This window comes from Curtobacterium sp. AB451 (genome assembly GCF_050585845.1).
Taxonomy (GTDB): domain Bacteria; phylum Actinomycetota; class Actinomycetes; order Actinomycetales; family Microbacteriaceae; genus Curtobacterium.
Window position 1 is genome coordinate 36035 of sequence record NZ_JBOBQG010000005.1, and the last position, 20827, is coordinate 56861.

The following is a 20827-nucleotide window of genomic DNA, read 5'->3' on the forward strand; positions in this document are numbered from 1 at the left end:
GCCGGGTCAGAAGCCGAGGCGACCGAGCTGCTTCGGGTCGCGCTGCCACTCCTTCGCGACCTTCACCCGGATGTTGAGGTACACGTGGCGGCCGCCGAGCAGCGCCTCGATCTCGGTGCGGGCACGCGACCCGACGTCCTTCAGGCGCTCGCCCTTGCGGCCGATGACGATCGCCTTCTGGCTGTCCCGCTCGACGAACAGGTTCGCGAAGATCCGCAGCGGGCCGTCCGGGTCGTCGTCCGCGTCGGGTTCGACCACGTCCTCGATCACGACGGCGAGCGAGTGCGGCAGCTCGTCGCGCACGCCCTCGAGCGCGGCTTCGCGGATGAGCTCGCCGATCCGCTCCTCGTCGGTCTCCTCGGTCACGGCCGAGTCGTCGTAGAGCTGCGGCGACTCGGGCAGCAGCGACGTGATCACGCCGAGCAGGTCCTCGAGCTGCAGGCCCCTCGTGCCCGAGGTCGGCACGATGGCGTCCCACTCGCGCAGCTTCGACACGGCGAGCAGCTGCTCCCCGACCCGGTCCTTGGCGGCCTGGTCCATCTTCGTGACGATGGCGATCTTCTTCGCCCGCGGGTACTGGTCGAGCGTGTCGTTGATGAACCGGTCCCCCGGGCCGACCGGCTCGTTCGCCGGCACGCAGAACCCGATGACGTCGACGTCCCCGAGCGTGGACTGCACGAGGTCGTTCAGCCGCTCGCCCAGCAGGGTGCGCGGACGGTGCACACCGGGGGTGTCGACGATGATGACCTGGCCGTTCGGCCGGTGCACGATGCCCCGGATCGCCCGACGGGTGGTCTGCGGCTTCGAGGACGTGATCGCGACCTTCTGGCCGACGAGCGCGTTCGTCAGTGTGGACTTCCCGACGTTCGGGCGACCGACGAAGGAGACGAACCCGGCTCGGTAGGGCTCGGTCGGTCCGGCGGCGGCTGGCGTGGTGTCGGTCATGCGGTGGTGGTTCCCGTCGTGGTGGATGCGGCGTCGTCGAAGGCGTCCTCGACGTCCGCGAGTCCCGGTGTGCGCTCGGCGAGCACGGTGATGAGGTGGCGGCGCTTGCCCTCGACCCGGTCGGCCGTCAGTTCCAGGCCGGACACGGTGACACGCTCGCCGCTCACGGCCAGGTGGCCGAGCTCCTTGGTGAGCAGGCCTCCGGCGGTGTCGACGTCGTCGTCCTCGAGCTCGATGCCGAACAGGTCGCCGAGGTCGTCGATCGGCAGTCGCGCCGAGATCCGCCAGACGCCGGGCCCGACCTCGACCCGGTCGACGACGGCGCGGTCGTACTCGTCGGAGATGTCCCCGACGAGTTCCTCGATGAGGTCCTCCATCGTGACGAGCCCGGCGACGCCGCCGTACTCGTCGACGACGAGCACGAGGTGGTTCTTGGCGACCTGCATGTGGCGCAGGGTGTCGTCGGCGGCCTTCGACTCCGGGACGAACTCGGCCGGACGCAGGAGCGTCGTGACCCGCTGCGCGCCGGACCCAGGCCGCTCGTAGAGTGCGCGGGCGACGTCGCGGAGGTACAGGACCCCGAGCACGTCGTCGCTGCCCCGACCGGTGACGGGCATGCGGGACACACCGGAGGCCAGGAACTGTTCCATGCCGCTCGCGAGGGTGTCCGCGCCGTCCACGGTGAGCATGTCGGTGCGCGGGACCATGACCTCGCGCACCAGGGTGTCGCTGAACTCGAACACCGAGTGGATGAGCTCGCGGTCGTCCTGCTCGAGGACGTTGCTCTCGGTCGCCTCGTCGACGAGCGAGAGCAGCTGCTCCTCGCTCGACACCGTCGACGCGCTGCCCCCGCGCCCCGGCGTGACGCGGTCGCCGATCGCCACGAGGAGCCCGGCGAGCGGGCCGAGCACGATGCGGACGCCCCGGACGAGCCCACCGGTCGTGGCGATGAGGCGTTCGGCGTGTGCACGCCCGACGCTGCGGGGACTCGACCCGACCAGCACGAACGACACCGCGGTCATGATGGCAGCCGCCACGATGAGGGCGACCCACCAGGTGTCGAACACCATCACGAGCGCGATCGTGACGAGGACGGCCGCCGCGGTCTCCGCCAGCACGCGGAAGAAGTTGAGCGCGTTGACGTGCGCGCCGACGTCGTCTCCGATCGCCTCGATCGCGCGTCGGTGCCCGCTCTCGCGGGCGATCTCGTCGAGGTCGGCCCGGGACAGCACGGACAGCGCTGCGTCGGACGCGGCGAGCAGCCCGCCGACGACGACCAGCACGAACGCGACCGTCAGCATGCCGACGACGAGCAGCATCAGCTCACCGCCCTCGGCGCTGGGCGGCGAACGCCGTGAGGATCTCGCCCTGCAGCCCGAACATCTCGGCCTTCTCTTCCGGTTCGGCGTGGTCGAACCCGAGCAGGTGCAGGATGCCGTGGCACGTCAGCAGGAGCATCTCGTCGGTGCTCGAGTGCCCGGCGGTCTTCGCCTGTTCCTCGGCCACCTGCGGGCAGAGCACGATGTCGCCGAGCAGGCCCGCCGGGGTCGGCTCGTCCTCGGTGCCGGGGCGGAGCTCGTCCATCGGGAAGCTCAGCACGTCGGTCGGGCCGGGCTCGTCCATCCACCGGACGTGCAGCTGCTCCATCGCGCCCTCGTCGACGAGCACGATCGCGAGCTCCGCGTCGGCATGGACGTGGAGCGCGTCGAGCGCGAAGGCGGCGAGGCGCTGGATGGCGGCCTCGTCGACCTCGACGCCGGACTCGTTGTTGAGCTCGATGCTCACCGGTTCCCTCCTCGGGGGTCGTTCTGGGGGTACGGGGAGCGCTGACGGTCCTGCGGCGGACGCCCCCGTCGCTCGGCGCGGTTGGCACCGGCGGGGTTCGGCGTGGCCGCGCTGCCCCGGCCGCCCGGGCGGTACCCGGACTGCTCGGCGAGGCGTTCCTCGTCGTAGACGGTGTAGGCGTCGACGATCCGGCCGACGAGCGTGTGCCGGACGACGTCCTCGCTGCCGAGGCGGGCGAAGTGGATGTCGTCGACCTCGCCGAGGATGCGCGTCACGAGCCGGAGCCCGGACAGGTTGCCCGGCAGGTCGACCTGGGTGATGTCGCCCGTGACGACCATCTTCGACCCGAACCCGAGCCGCGTCAGGAACATCTTCATCTGCTCGGGCGTGGTGTTCTGCGCCTCGTCGAGGACGACGAACGAGTCGTTCAGCGTGCGCCCGCGCATGTACGCCAGCGGTGCCACCTCGACCGTGCCGGCCGCCAGGAGCTTCGGGACGAGCTCGGGGTCCATCATCTCGTTGAGCGCGTCGTACAGCGGCCGCAGGTACGGGTCGATCTTGTCGGTGAGGGTGCCCGGCAGGAAGCCGAGCCGCTCGCCGGCCTCGACCGCGGGACGGGTCAGGATGATCCGGGTGACCTCGCGCCGCTGCAGCGCCTGGACGGCCTTCGCCATCGCCAGGTAGGTCTTGCCGGTGCCGGCGGGACCGATGCCGAAGGTGATCGTGTTCTCGTCGATTGCGTCGACGTAGGCCCGCTGCCCGTCGGTCTTCGGCCGGACGGACTTGCCGCGGCTCGACACGATCGGCGTGCCGAAGGTGTCGGAGGGCTTGCGGTCCTCGTCGAGGAGCTTCGCCGACACCGGGATGTCGGCCGGGCCGATGTCCTGCCCGCGCCGGACCATGCCGACGAGTTCGTCGACGAGGGCGTGTGCGCGCGTGACGTCGCGCTCGGGACCGGTCAGCGAGACCTCGTTGCCGCGCACGAGGACGCGGACACCGGGGTACTGGCGTTCGACGGTCTTGAGCAGCCGGTCCTGGGGGCCGAGCAGCTGCACCATGGCGATGCCGTCGACCTGGATCGAGGCCGACACGTCCGTCGGGTCGGCCGGGGTGGGTGCGGGTTCGTTAGCCGGCAAGGGTGCCTTCCTGCAGTTCACCTGCGAGTACGTGCGCGTGCACGTGGAACACGGTCTGACCGGCGGCTTCGCCGGTGTTGAAGACGAGTCGGAACTGGCCGCCGGCGCGCTCGTCGGCGATGCGCTGCGCGGTGGCGACCAGGTGGGCGAGGAGGTCCGGGTCGCCGGCGGCGAGCTCGGTGACGTTCCGGTACTGCTCGGTCTTGGGGATGACGAGCACGTGGACGGGTGCCTTCGGCGCGATGTCCTCGATGGCGATCACGCGGTCGTCCTCGGCGACGACCGTCGCCGGGATCTCGCGCGCGATGATCCGGGAGAAGATGCTGGGCGTGCTGGTGCTCATGGCTCCATCGTAGAACGCGGCGCCGACGCCACGCCTTCCCGATCCGCGCGCTACCAGCGCCCGAGCCGCGTCTGCAGGACCGCCAGCGCGGCCGGACCGGCCGTGGACGTCCGGAGCACGGTGTCGCCGAGCCGGACCCGGACGGCGCCCGCGGCGACGAGCCGGTCGAGCTCGGAGCCGTCGATGCCGCCCTCCGGCCCCACCACCAGGGCGATCTCGTCGAGGTCGGCCGGCGGCTCCCACTCGGAGAGCCGGACGTCGCCGACGGGGTCCAGCACGAGGACGACCCGCCCAGCGCCCGGGAACGTGGCGAGCTGCGCCGTGGTGACCGGGGCGTCGACGTCCGGGATCCGCGACCGCACGGCCTGCTTCGACGCCTCGTGCGCGATCGACGCCCACCGCGCGCGGCCCTTGTCGACCTTCGGGCCGTCCCACCGGGACACGCTGCGCGCGGCCGACCACGGGACGATCCGGTCGACGCCGATCTCGGTCGCGGCCTGCACCGCCATCTCGTCGCGGCCGCCCTTCGCCAGCGCCTGCACGAGGGTCAGCGAGGGGCTCGGCGCCGGCTCGACCGCGACGGTCCCGACCGTGAGCGTCAGGGTGTCCCGACCGACGGTCTCCACCGCACCGGTCACGACGGCACCGTGCCCGTCGCCGATCCGCAGGGTCTCGCCCAAGCGGACACGGGCCACGGACACCGCGTGGCGCCCCTCGACCCCGTCGAGCACGACGGGGTCGCCGACCGAGACGCCGTCGAGCGAACCGACGAAGTAGAGCGACGCCATCAGTGGTTGAAGAAGCGGTCGCGGAGCTTGCCGAACATGCCCTGCTGGAAGCGTGCGAGCTGCGGCTTCCCGGGCTTGATCGACTTCGCGAGCTGCTCGACGAGCTGGCGTTCCTTGTGCGAGAGCTTCGTCGGCGTCACGACCTGGACCCCCACGCGGAGGTCGCCCCGGCCGTTGCCGCGCAGCTTCGTGACGCCGCGGTCCTTCAGCACGAGGACGTCGGCGCTCTGCACGCCCGGACGGACCTCGAGCTCGACCGGTCCGTCGAGCCCGTCGATCGTCGTGGTCGTCCCGAGCACGGCGTCGGTCATCGCGACCTCGAGCGTGGCGAGCAGGTCGTCCCCGTCGCGGCTGAACACGTCGTGGTGGCGGACCCGGATCTCGAGGTACAGGTCACCGGAGGGACCGCCGGCCGGGCCGACCTCGCCCTGACCGGGCATCTGCAGGCGGAGACCGGAGTCGACGCCCGCGGGGACGTCCACCGGCACCGTGCGGCGGGCACGGATGCGGCCCTGGCCCTGGCACGTCGGGCACGGGTTCGGGATGACGGTGCCGTACCCGCGGCAGGTCCCGCAGGGCGCGCTCGTCACGACGTTGCCGAGGAGCGAGCGGACCTGGCGCTGGATGTGACCGGTCCCGCCGCAGATGTCGCACGTGCGGGGGCTCGTGCCGGGCGCGCAGCAGGACCCGCCGCAGGTCTCGCAGAGCACGGCCGTGTCGACCTCGACGTCCTTGTGGGTGCCGAAGACGACCTCGTCGAGGTCGACGTCGATGCGCAGCAGGGCGTCCTGCCCGCGCTCGGCGCGACTGCGCGGACCGTTGCCGCGTCCGCCGCCGGCACCCCCGCCGAAGAAGGCGTCGAAGATGTCGCTGAAGCCGCCGGCGGCGCCGCCACCGAACGGGCTGTCGGCCTGCGGGCCGGCGTCGTACCGGCGGCGCTGCTCCGGGTCGCTCAGCACGTCGTAGGCGTGCGTGACGTCCTTGAACCGCTCGGCCGCGTCCGGGCTCGGGTTCACGTCCGGGTGCAGTTCGCGCGCCAGACGGCGGTACGCCTTCTTGATGTCGGCATCGGAGGCGTCCGGCTGGACGCCGAGGACGTCGTAGTGGTCTGCCACGTATCCCTCAGTCGGTTGGGTTCGGATCGGTCAATGTTCGCCCAGGAGTTTGGACAGGTACCGTGCGACGGCGCGCACGGCGGCCATGTTCGTGCCGTAGTCCATGCGGGTCGGCCCGAGCACGCCGAGACGGGCGAGCTCACCGCCGGCGAGGTACCCGCCGGCGACGATGCTCGTCGCGTCGAGCCCGTACTCGGCGTTCTCCACGCCGATCCGGGCCGCGACACCGTCGTCGATCTGCATCTCGCCGAACAACCGGAGCAGGGTCACCTGTTCCTCGATCGCCTCGAGCACGGGGAAGAGGCCGCCGGAGAAGTCCTGCTCGCTCTTGGCGAGGTTCGCCGCGCCGGCCATCACCAGGCGGTCCTGCCGGTTGGCGGCGACCTGCTCGATGAGCGTCGCGACGACGACCCCGGCCAGGGGCTGGACGTCCGGACGGATCTGCTGCGGCACTGCGCGGAGCGCCGCCGCGACGTCCTGCAGGAGCAGGCCGACGCTCGCGCCGTTCACCACGGCACGGAGTTCGGTGAGCGCGGTCTCGTCGAGCGCGACGTCGGTCTCGACGACGCGCTGCTCGACACGGGCGGTGTCGGTGATGAGCACGACCATCAGGCGGTTGTCGCCGAGACGGACGAGCTCGACGTGCTGCACCCGTGCACGGACCATCGAGGGGTACTGCACGAGGGCGACCTGGTTCGTGAGCTGGCTGAGCAGCCGGACGGTCCGACCGAGGACCTCGTCGAGGTCGTTCGGCGCACCGAGGAACGTCTCGATCGCGTGCCGCTGGGCGCTCGACAGCGGCCGAGCACCCGCGAGGTGGTCGACGAAGACCCGGTACCCCTTGTCGGTCGGGACCCGACCGGACGAGGTGTGCGGGGCCGCGATGAGCTGCTCGTCCTCGAGCTGGGCCATGTCGTTGCGTATGGTGGCGGCGCTGACCCCGAACGCGTGCCGCTCGACGATCGTCTTCGAACCGACCGGCTCGCGCGAGGCGACGTAGTCCCGCACGATGGCCTTGAGGACCTCGAGGCTGCGTTCGCTGACCACCCGGACCCCTTCCACTCGTACTGGCACTCGGACGTGTCGACTGCTGATCCTACGCCCGACCACCGACCGACCGGGACTTCTCCCCAGCCGACGGATACGCTTCGGGCATGACCTACGGACAGCAGCCCCAGCAGCCCGGCGGCCCGCAGTACCCCGGTGGGTACACCCCGCCGCAGCCGATGTCGCCCGAGGACCAGCGCCTCTGGGCCACGCTCACGCACATCGGCGGCATCTTCTTCAACTTCATCGCGCCGCTGGTGGCCTACCTGGTCCTGCGCGACCGCGGCGGGTTCGTCCGCGAGCACACGCGCGTCGCGCTGAACTTCCACATCACGATGGCGATCGCGTACGCGGTCGGGTCGATCACGTCGTTCCTCGGCATCGGCGTCCTGATCATCCTCGCGGCCTGGGTGCTCTCGATCGTGTTCGGGATCCAGGCGGCGATCGCGGCGAACCGCGGGCAGTTCTACCGCTACCCGCTCTCCATCGAGTTCATCAAGCAGTAGCTCAGTCGAGCAGCTCGCGGACCACCGCGTCCGCGAGCAGCCGTCCCTGCAGGGTCAACTCGATCCGTCCCCGCACCGCGGCCGACCCGTCCACGAGTCCACGTGCGATGAGGCCGGCCACCCGGCCCCGCGCCTCCTGGCCCAGCTCGCCGGTCGCGAGCTCACCGCGCACCCGCGCGGCGAGCAGCACGCGCTCGACGTACCGGGTCTCGGCGTCGAGGGTCTCGCGTCCGGCCGCGGGCGACTCCCCCGCCAGCACCCGGTTCGCGTACGCGGCCGGGTGCTTCACGTTCCACCAGCGGGTGCCGGCCACCGCGGAGTGCGCGCCGGGGCCCACGCCCCACCAGTCGTGGCCCGTCCAGTAGGACAGGTTGTGCCGACTCCGGTGCTGGTCGCCGCGGGCCCAGTTCGAGACCTCGTACCAGGCGTAGCCGGCGTCACCGAGGACCCGGTCCGCCAGCTCGTACATGTCCGCCGCGAGGTCGTCGTCCGGCGCCGGCAGCTCGCCGCGCGCGACCATCCGGCCCATCGCGGTGCCCTCCTCGACGATGAGCGAGTAGGCCGACACGTGGTCCGGCTCGCACGCCAGGGCCGCGTCGAGCGAGGTGCGCCAGTCGTCGAGCGACTCGCCGGGCGTCGAGTAGATGAGGTCGAGCGAGACGTCGAGGCCCTGCTGCTTCGCGAGGTCCACCACGAGGGGCACGCGCTCGGGGTCGTGCGTCCGGTCGAGCGTCGCGAGCACGTGCGGCACCGCGGACTGCATGCCGTAGCTCACCCGGGTGAAGCCGCCGTCGGCGAGGGTCCGCAACGCGTCCTCGTCCACGGAGTCGGGGTTCGCCTCGGTCGTGACCTCGGCACCGGGCACGATCCCCCAGGTGTCGTCGATCGCGCGGAGGATCATCACCAGGTCGGAGGCGGGCAGCATCGTCGGGGTGCCGCCGCCGAAGAACACCGTCGACACCGGTCGACGGGCGACGCCCGAGCGGTCGAGGACGCTCGCGGCCCACTCGATCTCGCGCACCGCGTGTCCGGCGTAGTCGTCCCGACGGACCCCGCGGAGCTCCGACGCCGTGTACGTGTTGAAGTCGCAGTAGCCGCAGCGGACCCGACAGAACGGCACGTGCACGTACACGCCGAAGGGGACGTCGCCGGCACCGGACGCCGGGGTGACCAGGCCGTCCGCGGGTGCGGGGTCGGCGATCGGGAGAGCACTCGGCATGGACTCCATTGTCCGTCATGATGGAGGCATGGAGCACCACACCGTCCCCACCACGGTGCTGTGGGACATCGACGGCACCCTCGTGTTGAACGCCTCGTCGCCGGGCAACCTGTACCACCTCGCGCTCGAGCGGGCGATCGGCCGCGACCTCGTCCTGCGCGTCGGTCACCAGCACGGCCGCACCGACGCCGGGCTCATCGCCGAGCACGTCCGGGCGCACGACCTGGACGACACGCTCATCCCCACCGTGAGCCGGCACCTGCGCGACCTGACCGAGGAGCGGCACGTGTCCGGGGACCGCCGCAGTCCGGCGCCGGGCGCGATCGGTCTCGTCCGGCGGTTCGCCGAGCTCGGCTGGCGCAACGGTCTGCTCACCGGCAACTCCCCCTACCGGGCCCGCGTCAAGCTGCAGGGTGCCGGCTTCGACGTGGACGCGTTCGACTGGGACCACTCGTTCTTCGGCGACACCGAGGTCGAGCGCACCGGGGTGACCGCGCGCGCGGCCGAGGCACTCGCCGGCACCCGGGCCGTGATCGTCGGGGACACCCCGCGGGACGGCGAGGCGGCGGACGCGGTCGGCATCCCGTTCCTCGCGGTGGCGACCGGCGTGTACGACGTCGAGGCGCTCCGGGCGACCAGCGCCGTGACCGTCGCCCGCGACTGCGTCGAGGACGCCCGGCTCATCGAGGACGCGATCGCCGCGCTGCCGCCGCTCCGCCCGGTCGGCTGACCGGCCGCGGCCCCGGCCCGGCCGCGGCCCCGGCCCCGGCCGCGGCGGCGGTCCCGCCGGCCCGCCGGCCCCGCCGCCCCGCCGCCCCGCCGCCCCGCCGGCCCGCCGGCCCCGCGGTCAGGCGGAGACCCGCTCCGGCTCGCGCTCCCGCTCGGCCTCGGCGGCGGATGCGTCCTCGCCCCCGTCGTGACCGTCGTGCCCCTGCACCGCCGACTCGTCGAACGGCAGCGCCCCGGCCAGCACCCGGCGCGCACGCTCGGCATCGAACTGCCGCGTCCACCGGCCCACCAGGATCGTCGCCACGGCGTTGCCGGTGAAGTTCGTCAGCGCACGTCCCTCGGACATGAAGCGGTCGACGCCGACGATCACGCCGACACCGTTCACGAGGTCCGGACGGTACGCCTGCAGTCCCCCGGCCAGGGTGGCGAGCCCGGCCCCGCTCACCCCGGCGGCCCCCTTCGACGCGATCACCATGAAGACGAGCAGCCCGATCTGCTCCCCGACGCTCATCGGCTCGCCCATGCCGTTCGCGATGAACAGCGACGCCATCGTGAGGTAGATCGCGGTGCCGTCGAGGTTGAACGAGTACCCGGTCGGGACCGTGATGCCGACGACCGGCTTCGCGACGCCGAGGTGCTCCATCTTGGCGATGAGTCGGGGCAGGGCGGACTCCGACGACGACGTCCCGACGATGAGCAGGTACTCCTTGCCGAGGTACTGCACGAGCCGCAGCACGTTGATGCGCGCGACCACCCAGAGCAGCGAGCCGAGCACGACGACGATGAACAGCACGCAGGTGACGTAGAACGCGACCATCAGGAGCCCGAGGCTCGCGATCGCGCCGGCACCGGTCGCGCCGACCACCGCGGCCATCGCACCGAAGGCGCCGACCGGGGCCACCCAGAGCACCATCCCGAGGATCCGGAAGACGACCTCCTGCAGCTTCCGCACGACGCGCATCACGGGCTCGCCGCGGGCGCCCATCCGCTGCACGGCGAACCCGACGAGCAGGGCGACGAACAGCACCTGGAGCACGCTGCCGTCGGTGAAGGCGGAGAACAGGCTCGTCGGGATGATCCCGAGCACGAACTCGTGGGTGGACGACGCCTCGCCGGTCGCCTGGTAGGTCGAGCCCCGCATGTCGAGGTGGTCGCCGGGGTGCACGAGGTTGCCGACAACCAGGCCGATCGCCAGCGCGACGGTCGACATCACGAGGAAGTACCCGAGCGCGAGGCCACCGATCTTCCCGACCGTCGCCGCCTTGGCGATGGACCCGACCCCGACGACGATCGTGCAGAAGATGATGGGCGCGATCATCATGTGGATGAGCGCGACGAAGCCGTCGCCGAGGGGCTTGAGCGTCTGCGCGAACGCGGGGAACACGAGCCCGACGAGTGCGCCGAGCACCACGGCGGCGATCACGGACAGGTAGAGCCAGGTGTGCGGTGCCGGGCGCCGGCGGGCAGAGCCCGTGCGACGGGGGCTGACCGTGCGGTCGAGAGCCATCGTTGCCTCCTTCGGGGACGTCGTCGTCCGCCGGACAGCATCGTGCCGGCACCGACCCGCACGCGAGTTGTGGTCGAATTGGTCGCAGGACACCGACGTCTGGAGGACACCATGGGCGGCCCCCGCACCCCGGCGCGCACCGCTGCCGCACGGTCGCCCCGCACGCGCGCCGCTGTGCGCCGTCCTCCGACCGGCAGCACCGCCGGCCGTGTCTTCCTCGTCGTGACCGCCGCCGTCGTGCTCGTCAGCGCCCTGCTGGCGGTGCTGCTCGTCCTCGACGCCCGCAGGGCGGCCGAGACCGGGGCGGCGAGCGTCACGCGCGCCGTCGCCACGGGGCTCGCGACTGACCCGAGGACCGTCGCGGCCCTGCAGGAGGAGCCGAGCCGCGCCTCCAGGACCCTGCAGCCCGTCGCGACGCGGGCCGAGCGTGCCAGCGGCGCCGCCTTCGTCACCATCATGACCGCCGCGGGGATCCGCGTGACCCACCCTGACCCGGACGAGGTCGGCCGGCACTACATCGGGACCATCCCGGGCACGCCGCGGTCGCTCACCGAGCGCTCGACCGGCACGCTCGGACCGTCCGTCCGGACGATCGTGCCGGTGCGCGCCGACGGCCGGGTCGTCGGCTGGGTCGCGGCGGGCGTCACGGTCGACCGGATCGGCGCGCAGGTCGCCGAACGGCTGCCGTTCGCCGTGCTCGTCGCCGCGGCCGTGTTCCTCGCCGGCGTCCTGTCCGCGCTGGTGGCACGACGGTCGACCAGGCGCGTCCTCGGCGACCTGCCGCCGGGAGCGGTCCGCGACGCGGTCGCCTCGTACGAGTCGGTGCGCACCCTCGGTGAGGCGCTGCGCGCGCAGCAGCACGAGCACGCGAACCGGGTGCACACCGCCGTGACGCTCATCGAGCTGGACCGGAGCGACGAGGCGGTCACGCTCCTGACCGAGGGTGCCCGGGACGCACAGCACCTCGTGGACCACGTCCACGGTGGCGACCGCACCGTCGCGGCGCTCCTGCTCGGGAAGGCCTCGCAGGCCGCCGAACGCCACGTCGGGTGGCGCGCCGAGGTCGAGCCCGACGTGCCGGAGCCGGCCGTGCGGCCGGTGGACCTGGTCGCCGTCGTCGGGAACCTGGTCGACAACGCGCTGGACGCGGCGGCATCCGGTCCGGCACCCCGGTGGGTGCGGGTGGCGGTCCGTCGGGCGGACGGTCCGGGAGGCGCGGTGCGCGACACGCGGTCGGCCCGCGTCGGCGACGGCGTGCGCCCGGCGACCGGGCGGTCGGGCGGGCTGGCGGGTGGGCGGTCTGGCGGGCAGTCGGGCGCGCAGGTGGTCGGTCGGTCGGGCGCGCCGGTGGGCCGCTCCCCCGCGGGTGCGGCGGCGCTCGAGATCGAGGTCGTCGACAGCGGGGCGGGGATCGCCGACGCGGACCTGGCGCGGGTCTTCGACCGGGGCTGGAGCACGAAGCCGGTGGCGACCGAGGACCCCCACGGCGAGCCGGGCCCCGCCGCAGCCCCGGCACCGGCCCCCGTCCCGGCGCTCGCTCCGGTCGCGGCTCCGGCTCCGGGCGTGCCGTCGACGCGGGGCATCGGCCTCGCCCTCGTCCGGTCCGTCGTCGACCAGGCGCGGGGCACGGTCGAGGTGCACCGCGACCCCACCCGCTTCGTCGTCCGTCTGCCCGCGGAGCCCACGCCGTGATCGGCGTCATGGTCGTCGAGGACGACCCGCTCACCCTCGAGCTCCACCGGACCCTCGTCGAACGCGTCGAGGGCTTCCGGGTGACCGCGGAGTGCACGACGGCGCGGGCGGTCCTCACCGCACTCCGCGACCCGGCGGTGATGGCGCGCGTCGACCTCGCCCTGGTCGACGTCACCCTGCCGGACGGCTCCGGCCTCGACCTCGTGCGGGCGCTGCGCGGCTCGGGAGCGCGCGTCGACGTGTTCGCCGTCACCGCGGTCCGCGATGCCGACACCGTCCGACGGATGGCGGCCCTCGGCGTCGCGCACTACCTGGTGAAGCCGTTCACCGCCGGGGACCTGCACGAGCGGCTCGAGCAGTACCGGGCGTACCACCGGCGCGCCACCGACACCGGGAGCCTGCCGACCCAGCACGAGATCGACGCCCTGTTCGGCGCACTGCGTCCCGTCCGACGATCGACCCTGCCGAAGGGGCTGGCGGAGGAGACCCTCGACCTCGTGGCCGGCGCCCTCCGCGGTGCCGACGGACTCTCCGCCGCCGAGACCGGCGCGCACCTCGGGCTCTCCCGGGTGGTCGCCCGGCGCTACCTCGAGCACCTCGTCGGGACCGGGGCCGCGGAGCGCCGATCACGGTACGGCGCACCGGGTCGGCCGGTGTCCGAGTACCGCTGGCTCGGCTGAGCCGTCACCGACGGCCGGTGCGGGTCGTCAGTCGCCGCGGAGCGCTTCGAGGTACTTCTGCGCCATGACCTTCTGCTGCCGGCGGAGCAACGGGGCCACGAACTGCCACTTCCGGCTCGACGGCTGCGAGAACTGCCGGATCTGCAGCCACACCGATCCGTCCGGCGTCCGCTCGACGACGAACGACTCCTCACCCGAGAGCGGGTGCCCCTCGAGCGTCCCGTACGCGAAGCCCTTGCGGTCGGTCTCGTCGATGATCGACACGACCCGCACCGGCGCCAGGACCGTCCGGCCGAAGGCGTGCATCGTCAGCGTCGCGCTCGTGCCCGCCGTGACGAGCGGCGTGCCGTCGGGGGCGAACTTCTCGACCCGGGGCGTCCCGATCGAGGCCGGAGCGATCGGCACGCCCTGCTCGTCGAAGGTCACCGGGTTGTAGCGGACCTCGTCGTCGTCGGGCTGGTCCTCGACGTGCACGCGGATGCCGCTGCGCTCCTGGATCTGCCACGTCAGTGCCTGCGTGACCGCGGTCTCGAAGCGCTGGTCGCCGTGGCCGATCCGGGACCGCGACTCGGACGGGACGAACCCCTCCGGCGGGTACGTCATGAGGTCCGACGCCTGGGTCGCACCCACGGCTCCGTACGTCAGGGCGGTCCGGTAGCTCCCGCGGGTACTCATGCGGCCCACTGTACTGGCCCCTCGTGCCCCGGACCGAACCGGGACGGTCCGGACGGCGGGCCACCCGTCCGGTTCCCGCGCGCCCCGAACGGGAGGCCCGACACGCGTCCGCCACGCCCCTATCGTTGGTGCGTGCCCCGCTCCGCCCTCGACCGCGCACGGTCCGTCGACCGCACCACGGTCTCGTTCGCCGTCCTGACGCTCGCGGCGTTCGGGCTGGCCGCGACGGCCCGGGCCGCGGTCGCATGGGCGACCGCCGGACTCGGCGCCCCCGCGCGGTACGCCACGACGGCACCGGGGGACGCGGACGTCTTCGAGACGGCGAACGCCATCGCGGTGTTCGGGGCGTGCAGCGCGGGCGTGGGCGTGATCCTGTTCGGGGTCACCCTCGTGCTCGCGGTCCGTCGGCACGCGGCCCGTCGGCTGCCCTCCGTGCTCGGGCTCTGCACGCTGGCGATGGTCGTCGGCGCCGTGGTGGCCGGGTTCGCCGCGGGGTCGGAGACCGACTACGACGCGGCCGCCGGACTCGTCATCCTGCGGACCGCACTCGTGGGACTGGCCGCGGCGAGCCTCCCGGCCCTGGGCCTGGCCGTGCTGCGGGCTCGCGCCCGCCGCGCCTGACCGGCCCCGCCGCTACTTCTTCTTCTCTTCGACGTCGCCGGAGAGCGCCGCGATGAAGGCTTCCTGCGGGACCTCGACGCGACCCACCATCTTCATGCGCTTCTTGCCCTCCTTCTGCTTCTCGAGGAGCTTGCGCTTGCGGGTGATGTCACCGCCGTAGCACTTCGCGAGGACGTCCTTGCGCATCGCCCGGATGCTCTCGCGGGCGATGATGCGCGCGCCGATGGCGGCCTGGATCGGCACCTCGAACTGCTGGCGCGGGATGAGCTTCCGGAGCCGTTCGGTCATGAGCGTGCCGTAGGCGTACGCCTTGTCGCGGTGCACGATGGCACTGAAGGCGTCGACCTGTTCGCCCTGCAGCAGGATGTCGACCTTCACGAGGTCGGCAGCCTGGTCGCCCGTGGGTTCGTAGTCGAGCGACGCGTAGCCCTGGGTCTTGCTCTTGAGCTGGTCGAAGAAGTCGAAGACGATCTCGCCGAGCGGCATCTCGTAGCGGATCTCGACGCGGTCCTCGCCGAGGTACTCCATGCCGAGCAGCGACCCGCGACGTGACTGGCAGAGCTCCATGATCGCGCCGACGTAGTCCTTCGGGGCGAGGATGGCCGCGCGGACCATCGGCTCGCGGACCTCGACGATGCGGCCGCCGGGGAACTCGGACGGGTTCGTGACCTCGGTCACCGTGTCGTCCTCGTTCGTGACCTCGTAGATCACGCTCGGGGCGGTGGTGATGAGGTCCAGCCCGAACTCGCGGCTGAGGCGCTCGGTGATGATCTCGAGGTGGAGCAGGCCGAGGAACCCGCAGCGGAAGCCGAAGCCGAGCGCCACCGACGTCTCGGGCTCGTACACGAGGGCCGCGTCGGACAGCTTGAGCTTGTCGAGCGCCTCGCGGAGGTCCGGGTAGTCGGAGCCGTCGATCGGGTACAGGCCCGAGAACACCATCGGCTTCGGGTCGGTGTACCCGGCCAGCGCCTCGGTCGCGGGCTTCTGCGCCGTGGTCACCGTGTCGCCGACCTTCGACTGGCGGACGTCCTTCACGCCGGTGATGAGGTAGCCGACCTCGCCGACGCTGAGGCCCTTCGTCGGCTTCGGCTCGGGCGACGACACACCGATCTCGAGGATCTCGTGCGTCGACTTGGTCGACATCATCTGGACCTTCTCGCGCGGGTGGATCGTGCCGTCCACCATCCGCACGTAGGTCACGACGCCGCGGTAGCTGTCGTACACCGAGTCGAAGATCATCGCGCGGGGCGCCGCGTCGACGTCACCGACGGGCGGCGGCACCGACCCGACCACACGGTCGAGGAGCTCGGCCACGCCGACGCCGGTCTTGCCGGAGACGCGGAGGACGTCCTCCGGCTTGCCGCCGATGAGCTGCGCGAGCTCGGCCGCGTACTTGTCGGGCTCTGCTGCCGGCAGGTCGATCTTGTTCAGCACCGGGATGATCTCGAGGTCGTTCTCGAGCGCCAGGTAGAGGTTCGCGAGGGTCTGCGCCTCGATCCCCTGCGCCGCGTCGACCAGGAGGATCGCACCCTCGCACGCGGCGAGCGACCGGGACACCTCGTACGAGAAGTCCACGTGTCCGGGCGTGTCGATCATGTTGAGCGCGAAGGTCTGCCCGTCGAGCTCCCACGGCATGCGCACGGCCTGCGACTTGATCGTGATGCCGCGCTCGCGTTCGATGTCCATGCGGTCGAGGTACTGCGCGCGCATGGCGCGGTCCTCGACGATGCCGGTGATCTGCAGCATGCGGTCGGCCAGCGTGGACTTGCCGTGGTCGATGTGCGCGATGATGCAGAAGTTGCGGATCGCGTCGGCCGGGGTCGAGGCGGGCTCGAGCGGCGCGGATGCTTGTGGGCTCACGGTTCCTCGGGGTGGGTCGGACGGTCGAACGATTGTCCCACGTCCGCGCGGCGGCTGGCGCACGGTGCGAGGTTCGCCGCCCGCGGCGGCGGCGTCCGGTCGGCGCACGGTGCGAGGTTCGTCGCCCGCAGCGGCGGCGATCGCCCCCGTGCGCGCTTCCAGCGCCGCACCATGCAACCAACCGCGCACCAGCTGACGGACCACGCACCGTGCGCAGCGCGGCGAACGCGCACCGCGCCTCCAGGCCAGGAGGCGCGGCCGCGGCCGAGCAGGCCGCGCACGCAAGTCAGGAGGCGCGGCGCGGCCGGGTAGGTCGCCGCACGGTGCGAGGTTCGTCACCCGCGGCGGCGTCGATCGCCCCGTGCGCGCTTCCTGCGCCGCACCAAGCAACCAACACTGCACCAGCCGACGGACCACGCACCGTGCGCAGCGCGTCGGACGCGCATCGTGCCTCCTGGCCAGGAGGGACGGCGCGGCAGAGCAGGCCGCGCCTGCAGGTCAGGAGGCACGGCGCGTCTGGGTGGACCGGCGCACGGTGCGAGGTTCGTCACCCGGGACGGCGGCGACCGCTCCGTGCGCGCTTTCACCGCCGCACCATGCAACCAACCGCGCACCAGCTGACGGACCACGCACCGTGCGCAGCGCGGCGAACCCGCACCGCGCCTCCAGAACAGGAGGCACGGCGCGGCCGGTCCGGCCGGCGCACGGTGCGAGGTTCGCCGCCTGCAGCGGCGTCCGGCCGGCGCACGGTGCGAGGTTGGTCACTCTGAACGGCGGTGACCGCTCCGTGCGCGCTTCCGGCGCCGCACCACGCCACCAATAGCGCACCAGCTGACGGACCCCGCACCGTGCGCGGCGCGCCGAACGCACGCCGCGCCTCCAGGCGAGGAGGCGCGGCCGCGGCCGAGCGGGCCGCGCCTCCGGGTCAGGAGGCGCGGCGCGGCCGGGCAGGCCGGCGCACGGTGCGAGGTTCGTCACCCGCGACAGCGGCGACCGCTCCGTGCCCGCTTTCAGCGCCGCACCATGCAACCAACCGCGCACCAGCTGGCGGACCAAGCACGGTGCGCGGCGCGCCGGACGCGCACCGCGCCTCCAGGCCAGGACAGGCCCGACGCACGCCGCGTCAGACGGCGACGCGCTCCGGCGCCGGCAGTGCACCCAGCCCGCGGCGCAGGTCCGCCGCGGTCGCCGCGAGGCAGACACGGATCCACCCCTCACCGGTCCGGCCGAAGGCGCTCCCCGGCGCGACCGCGACACGCTCGCGCTGCAGGAACGCGAGCGCCCACTCCGCGACGTCGCCCTCGGTGACGTGGGACATGTCGATCCAGAGGTAGAACGCGCCGCGCGGGTCGAGGTACCGGATGCCGGCGGCGTCGAGGACCTCCTTCGCGACGTCGAGGTTGGCGCGGTAGTGCTCCCGGGCCTCCTGCACGGCGGAGTGGTCCCCCACGATGGCCGCGAGGGCCGCCCACTGGTCGGGTTCGGCGACGCAGCTGATCATCGCCTCCTGGGTGGTGCGCATCGTCGCGCCGAGGCCCTTCGGCGTGACGAGGTACCCGACCCGGACGCCCGTCATCGCGTACGTCTTGCTCAGCGAGAAGGCGGTGAAGACCCGGTCGTCCTCGTCGAGGCTCGCCAGGCTGACGTGGCGGGTGCCGTAGGTGAAGTACTCGTAGACCTCGTCGCTGATCACCCAGAGGTCGTGGCGCTTCGCCAATGCCAGCAGGTCGCGGAGGGTCTGGTCGCCGAACACCGAGCCGAGCGGGTTCGACGGGGAGTTCACCACGAGGACGCGGGTGCGCTCGGTGATGCTCGCCTCGAGGGCCTGCAGGTCCGGCTCGAACCCGTGCTGCGGTTCGAGGCGGTACGGCACCGGGGTCGCCCCGATGATGTGCGCGTTCATCGTGAAGGTCGTGTAGCCGGGGTCGGGGACGAGGACCTCGTCGCCCGGGCTCAGCACGAGGGTCATCGCCTGGAACAGCGCCTGCGTCGCCCCGATCGTCATCCAGATCTGCTCGAGGTCGACCTCGATGCGGTTCTCGCGGCGGAGCTTCTCGCGGATGGCCGCCCGCAGCGGGGCGATGCCGCCGTTCGGCGTGTAGTCGGTGCGGTCCTCGGTCCAGGCGCGACGGGCGGCCTCACCGATGTGGGCGGCGACGGGCACGTCCGGCTCGCCGATGACCAGCATCGCGATGTCGGCCTCGGTGCCACGGTCGGCCGCGTCCGACTGCATGCGGGCTGCTTGCTCGAACACCCGGCGGATGCCGGAGGCGGGGACGGTCTCGATGCGGGGCGCGAGCGATGGCATGCTCGTCACGGTAGCGAACGGTTGTTGCGGCACGGTTTCGGCGTTTCGGTGCTTTGGTCCAGACGCTCCGGCCTGGTAATGTTGGGGGCTGGCTTCCGCGTTCCCCGCCCACGGGTGGAACGCGATGCGACCAAGGGCCCCTCTACCCAGCGGTCGCGACCACCCGTAGAGACGAACAAGGAGCAACACGCATGGCGAACATCAAGTCGCAGATCAAGCGCATCAAGACCAACCTCAAGGCCCAGGAGCGCAACAAGGCCTACCGTTCCGAGCTCAAGACGGTCATCCGTCACACCAACGAGGCCGTCGTCGCCGGCGACAAGGACAAGGCCGTCGCGGCCCTGACACTCGCCTCGAAGAAGCTCGACAAGGCCGTGAGCAAGGGCGTCATCCACAAGAACCAGGCCGCGAACCGCAAGTCGGCCATCGCGAAGAAGGTCGCGTCGCTCTGACGCACGGACCCTCTGGTCCGAAGGCCCCGCACCGTTCGGTGCGGGGCCTTCGTCGTTCGCGCGGTGCGGGTTCGCCACGCGGAGGGCGGGGTGTGCCGGCGCGGGCGGGGTGTGCCGGCGCGGGCGGTGGTGTGCCGGCGCCGGCGGGGTGTGCTGGCGCCGGCGGTGAGCGGGCAGTGTTCGTCCCGCTCGGCGTGCGCGCGCAGCAGGTACCGCCCGATGGGCGGAGCTGAGCGGCGGGTCGTGCCCGGTCGCCATGCCGATCCGAGCGGTCCGGATCGCCGGCTCGGGTCTGGCAGGTCGGCCGCGGACCGTCGGCTCCAGCGGAGCAGCTCGGACGGAGCAGCTCCGGCGGGTGGGCTGTCGCACGTCGGTGCTTCCTGGAGGCGCGGCTCGGCTCAGCGCGCCTCGCCGCGCCGGGCGATGGTCCGGACCATGACCTCGAGCGCGTAGTGGGCGTCGCGCGACCCGCCCTTCACCGCGGTGTCGGCCTCGGCGATGCTGATGATCGCGTTCGCGAGACCGGATTCGCTCCACCCGGCGACGTCACGCTGAGCGCGCTGCACCTGCCACGGCGCCATGCCGAGCGCCGACGCCGCCTGCCCGCTCGGGCCGCGGAAGGCGCTGACCTTCGCCATCGTGCGGATCTTCGAGGCGAACGCCGCGACGATCGGCACCGGGGCCTCGCCGGTGGACAGCGCGTGCCGGAGTTCGACGATGGCCGGTGCCGAACGCCCCGCGAGCGCGATGTCGGCGACCTTGAACGCGTTGGTCTCGACGCGGCCGCCGTAGTACTTGTCGACGACCTTGTCCGTGATCTCCGCCGCCTCGTCGGCGAGGAGCTGCCGGCACGCCGCGGCGAGCTCGGCCAGATCGTCGGCGAAGGCCGCGACGAGGGTGCGCACCGCCGACGGGGCGATCTTGCGCCGGGCAGCCCGGAACTCGGCGGTGACGAAGTCGATCCGGTCCGTCTCGCGCTTGAGTTCGTCGCACAGCACCTCGATGCCGCCGCCCACACCGCTGCGGATCGTGTCGAGGAGCTTCTTCCCTCGCACGCCGCCGCCGTGTCGCAGGACGAGGGTGACGTCGTCCGCCGGCGCACCGAGGTACGAGATGGTCTCGGTGATGAACGCGTCGGTGCACTTCTCGACGTTGGTGACCCGGACCAGACGCGGCTCGCCGAACAGGGACGGGCTCGCGAGGGTCGCCAAGAGCCCCGGCGCGTACTGGTCGGCTTCGAGGTCGTGGACCTCGAGCGCGGGGTCTTCACCCACGAGCAGGTCGCGGAGCACGCCGCTCGCACGCTCGGCGAGGAACGACTCGGGCCCGGTGACGAGCACGACCGGCGCCGGGCGGATCCCCGACCAGGGGACCTGGTCGATCTTCGCTGCGGCGCGTGCGGGCTTCTTGGCGGGCATG

At 72.5% G+C, this 20827-nt stretch carries 20 protein-coding genes; 6 read left to right on the forward strand and 14 right to left on the reverse strand.

Features of this window, described 5'->3' with window-relative positions; all coding sequences use genetic code 11:
• Positions 1-6: 6 nt before the first annotated feature.
• Genes era through hrcA form a run of 8 tightly spaced genes read right to left on the reverse strand, consistent with a single transcriptional unit; the run spans position 7 to position 7159 of the window.
• Entirely contained in the window at positions 7-945 is a 939-nt protein-coding gene (gene era / locus ACQXVK_RS12895) for a GTPase Era (protein ID WP_430853798.1), read from the reverse strand.
• Positions 942-2264 carry a hemolysin family protein gene (locus tag ACQXVK_RS12900; protein ID WP_430853799.1) on the reverse strand — a complete coding sequence of 441 codons (1323 nt, stop codon included), beginning with the start codon at positions 2262-2264 and terminating at the stop codon, positions 942-944. The genes era and ACQXVK_RS12900 overlap by 4 nt, the downstream gene beginning before the upstream one ends.
• Positions 2265-2268: 4 nt before the next feature.
• On the reverse strand, positions 2269-2730 hold the full coding sequence (ybeY, locus tag ACQXVK_RS12905; RefSeq protein ID WP_022907665.1) for an rRNA maturation RNase YbeY: 462 nt from the start codon (positions 2728-2730) through the stop codon (positions 2269-2271).
• Positions 2727-3866 carry a PhoH family protein gene (locus ACQXVK_RS12910; RefSeq protein WP_430853800.1) on the reverse strand — a complete coding sequence of 380 codons (1140 nt, stop codon included), beginning with the start codon at positions 3864-3866 and terminating at the stop codon, positions 2727-2729. Before ACQXVK_RS12910 ends, ybeY begins: the two co-directional genes overlap by 4 nt.
• Positions 3856-4209, reverse strand: a complete 354-nt coding sequence (locus tag ACQXVK_RS12915; RefSeq protein WP_022905722.1) for a histidine triad nucleotide-binding protein — start codon at positions 4207-4209, stop codon at positions 3856-3858. Before ACQXVK_RS12915 ends, ACQXVK_RS12910 begins: the two co-directional genes overlap by 11 nt.
• Positions 4210-4259: 50 nt before the next feature.
• Positions 4260-4997, reverse strand: a complete 738-nt coding sequence (locus ACQXVK_RS12920) for a 16S rRNA (uracil(1498)-N(3))-methyltransferase (protein WP_430853801.1) — start codon at positions 4995-4997, stop codon at positions 4260-4262.
• Positions 4997-6112 (reverse strand): molecular chaperone DnaJ, encoded by a 1116-nt coding sequence (gene dnaJ / locus ACQXVK_RS12925; RefSeq protein WP_022905725.1) that lies wholly within the window; start codon positions 6110-6112, stop codon positions 4997-4999. The genes ACQXVK_RS12920 and dnaJ overlap by 1 nt, the downstream gene beginning before the upstream one ends.
• Positions 6113-6142: 30 nt before the next feature.
• Positions 6143-7159, reverse strand: coding sequence for a heat-inducible transcriptional repressor HrcA (gene hrcA / locus ACQXVK_RS12930; RefSeq protein WP_022905726.1), 1017 nt, complete (start codon positions 7157-7159; stop codon positions 6143-6145).
• 107 nt (positions 7160-7266) lie between these two features.
• On the opposite strand from hrcA, the gene ACQXVK_RS12935 reads away from it, so the two are divergent.
• Positions 7267-7665 (forward strand): DUF4870 domain-containing protein, encoded by a 399-nt coding sequence (locus ACQXVK_RS12935; protein ID WP_022905727.1) that lies wholly within the window; start codon positions 7267-7269, stop codon positions 7663-7665.
• A 1-nt stretch (position 7666) separates the two neighbouring features.
• On the opposite strand, the gene hemW is transcribed toward ACQXVK_RS12935, so the two are convergent.
• Positions 7667-8884 (reverse strand): radical SAM family heme chaperone HemW, encoded by a 1218-nt coding sequence (hemW, locus tag ACQXVK_RS12940; protein WP_430853802.1) that lies wholly within the window; start codon positions 8882-8884, stop codon positions 7667-7669.
• Positions 8885-8912: 28 nt separating this feature from the next.
• Between hemW and ACQXVK_RS12945 the strand changes: the two genes are divergently transcribed.
• Positions 8913-9614 (forward strand): HAD family hydrolase, encoded by a 702-nt coding sequence (locus ACQXVK_RS12945; protein WP_430853803.1) that lies wholly within the window; start codon positions 8913-8915, stop codon positions 9612-9614.
• 117 nt (positions 9615-9731) lie between these two features.
• Here the strand turns inward: ACQXVK_RS12945 and ACQXVK_RS12950 are convergent, their stop codons facing one another.
• Positions 9732-11120 carry a cation:dicarboxylate symporter family transporter gene (locus tag ACQXVK_RS12950; RefSeq protein WP_022905729.1) on the reverse strand — a complete coding sequence of 463 codons (1389 nt, stop codon included), beginning with the start codon at positions 11118-11120 and terminating at the stop codon, positions 9732-9734.
• A 174-nt stretch (positions 11121-11294) separates the two neighbouring features.
• Between ACQXVK_RS12950 and ACQXVK_RS12955 the strand changes: the two genes are divergently transcribed.
• Both ACQXVK_RS12955 and ACQXVK_RS12960 read left to right on the forward strand, forming a co-directional pair.
• Positions 11295-12812, forward strand: a complete 1518-nt coding sequence (locus ACQXVK_RS12955; RefSeq protein WP_430853804.1) for an ATPase — start codon at positions 11295-11297, stop codon at positions 12810-12812.
• On the forward strand, positions 12809-13492 hold the full coding sequence (locus tag ACQXVK_RS12960; RefSeq protein ID WP_022905731.1) for a response regulator: 684 nt from the start codon (positions 12809-12811) through the stop codon (positions 13490-13492). Before ACQXVK_RS12955 ends, ACQXVK_RS12960 begins: the two co-directional genes overlap by 4 nt.
• A 27-nt stretch (positions 13493-13519) precedes the next feature.
• On the opposite strand, the gene ACQXVK_RS12965 is transcribed toward ACQXVK_RS12960, so the two are convergent.
• Positions 13520-14167, reverse strand: coding sequence for a DUF1990 family protein (locus ACQXVK_RS12965; protein ID WP_031261340.1), 648 nt, complete (start codon positions 14165-14167; stop codon positions 13520-13522).
• 132 nt (positions 14168-14299) lie between these two features.
• On the opposite strand from ACQXVK_RS12965, the gene ACQXVK_RS12970 reads away from it, so the two are divergent.
• Complete coding sequence (locus tag ACQXVK_RS12970; RefSeq protein ID WP_430853805.1) at positions 14300-14788, forward strand: hypothetical protein; 489 nt, start codon at positions 14300-14302, stop codon at positions 14786-14788.
• A 12-nt stretch (positions 14789-14800) separates the two neighbouring features.
• Here the strand turns inward: ACQXVK_RS12970 and lepA are convergent, their stop codons facing one another.
• Positions 14801-16648, reverse strand: coding sequence for a translation elongation factor 4 (gene lepA, locus ACQXVK_RS12975; protein WP_022905734.1), 1848 nt, complete (start codon positions 16646-16648; stop codon positions 14801-14803).
• Between the two features lie 1123 nt (positions 16649-17771).
• On the reverse strand, positions 17772-18956 hold the full coding sequence (locus ACQXVK_RS12980; protein WP_430853806.1) for a pyridoxal phosphate-dependent aminotransferase: 1185 nt from the start codon (positions 18954-18956) through the stop codon (positions 17772-17774).
• 191 nt (positions 18957-19147) lie between these two features.
• Here ACQXVK_RS12980 and rpsT point away from each other — a divergent pair, with 191 nt between their 5' ends.
• The gene (gene rpsT / locus ACQXVK_RS12985) at positions 19148-19408 is read left to right on the forward strand and encodes a 30S ribosomal protein S20 (protein WP_022905736.1); all 261 of its coding nucleotides are present in this window, start codon (positions 19148-19150) and stop codon (positions 19406-19408) included.
• Between the two features lie 398 nt (positions 19409-19806).
• Here the strand turns inward: rpsT and holA are convergent, their stop codons facing one another.
• On the reverse strand, positions 19807-20826 hold the full coding sequence (holA, locus tag ACQXVK_RS12990; protein ID WP_022905737.1) for a DNA polymerase III subunit delta: 1020 nt from the start codon (positions 20824-20826) through the stop codon (positions 19807-19809).
• Position 20827 lies beyond the last annotated feature (1 nt).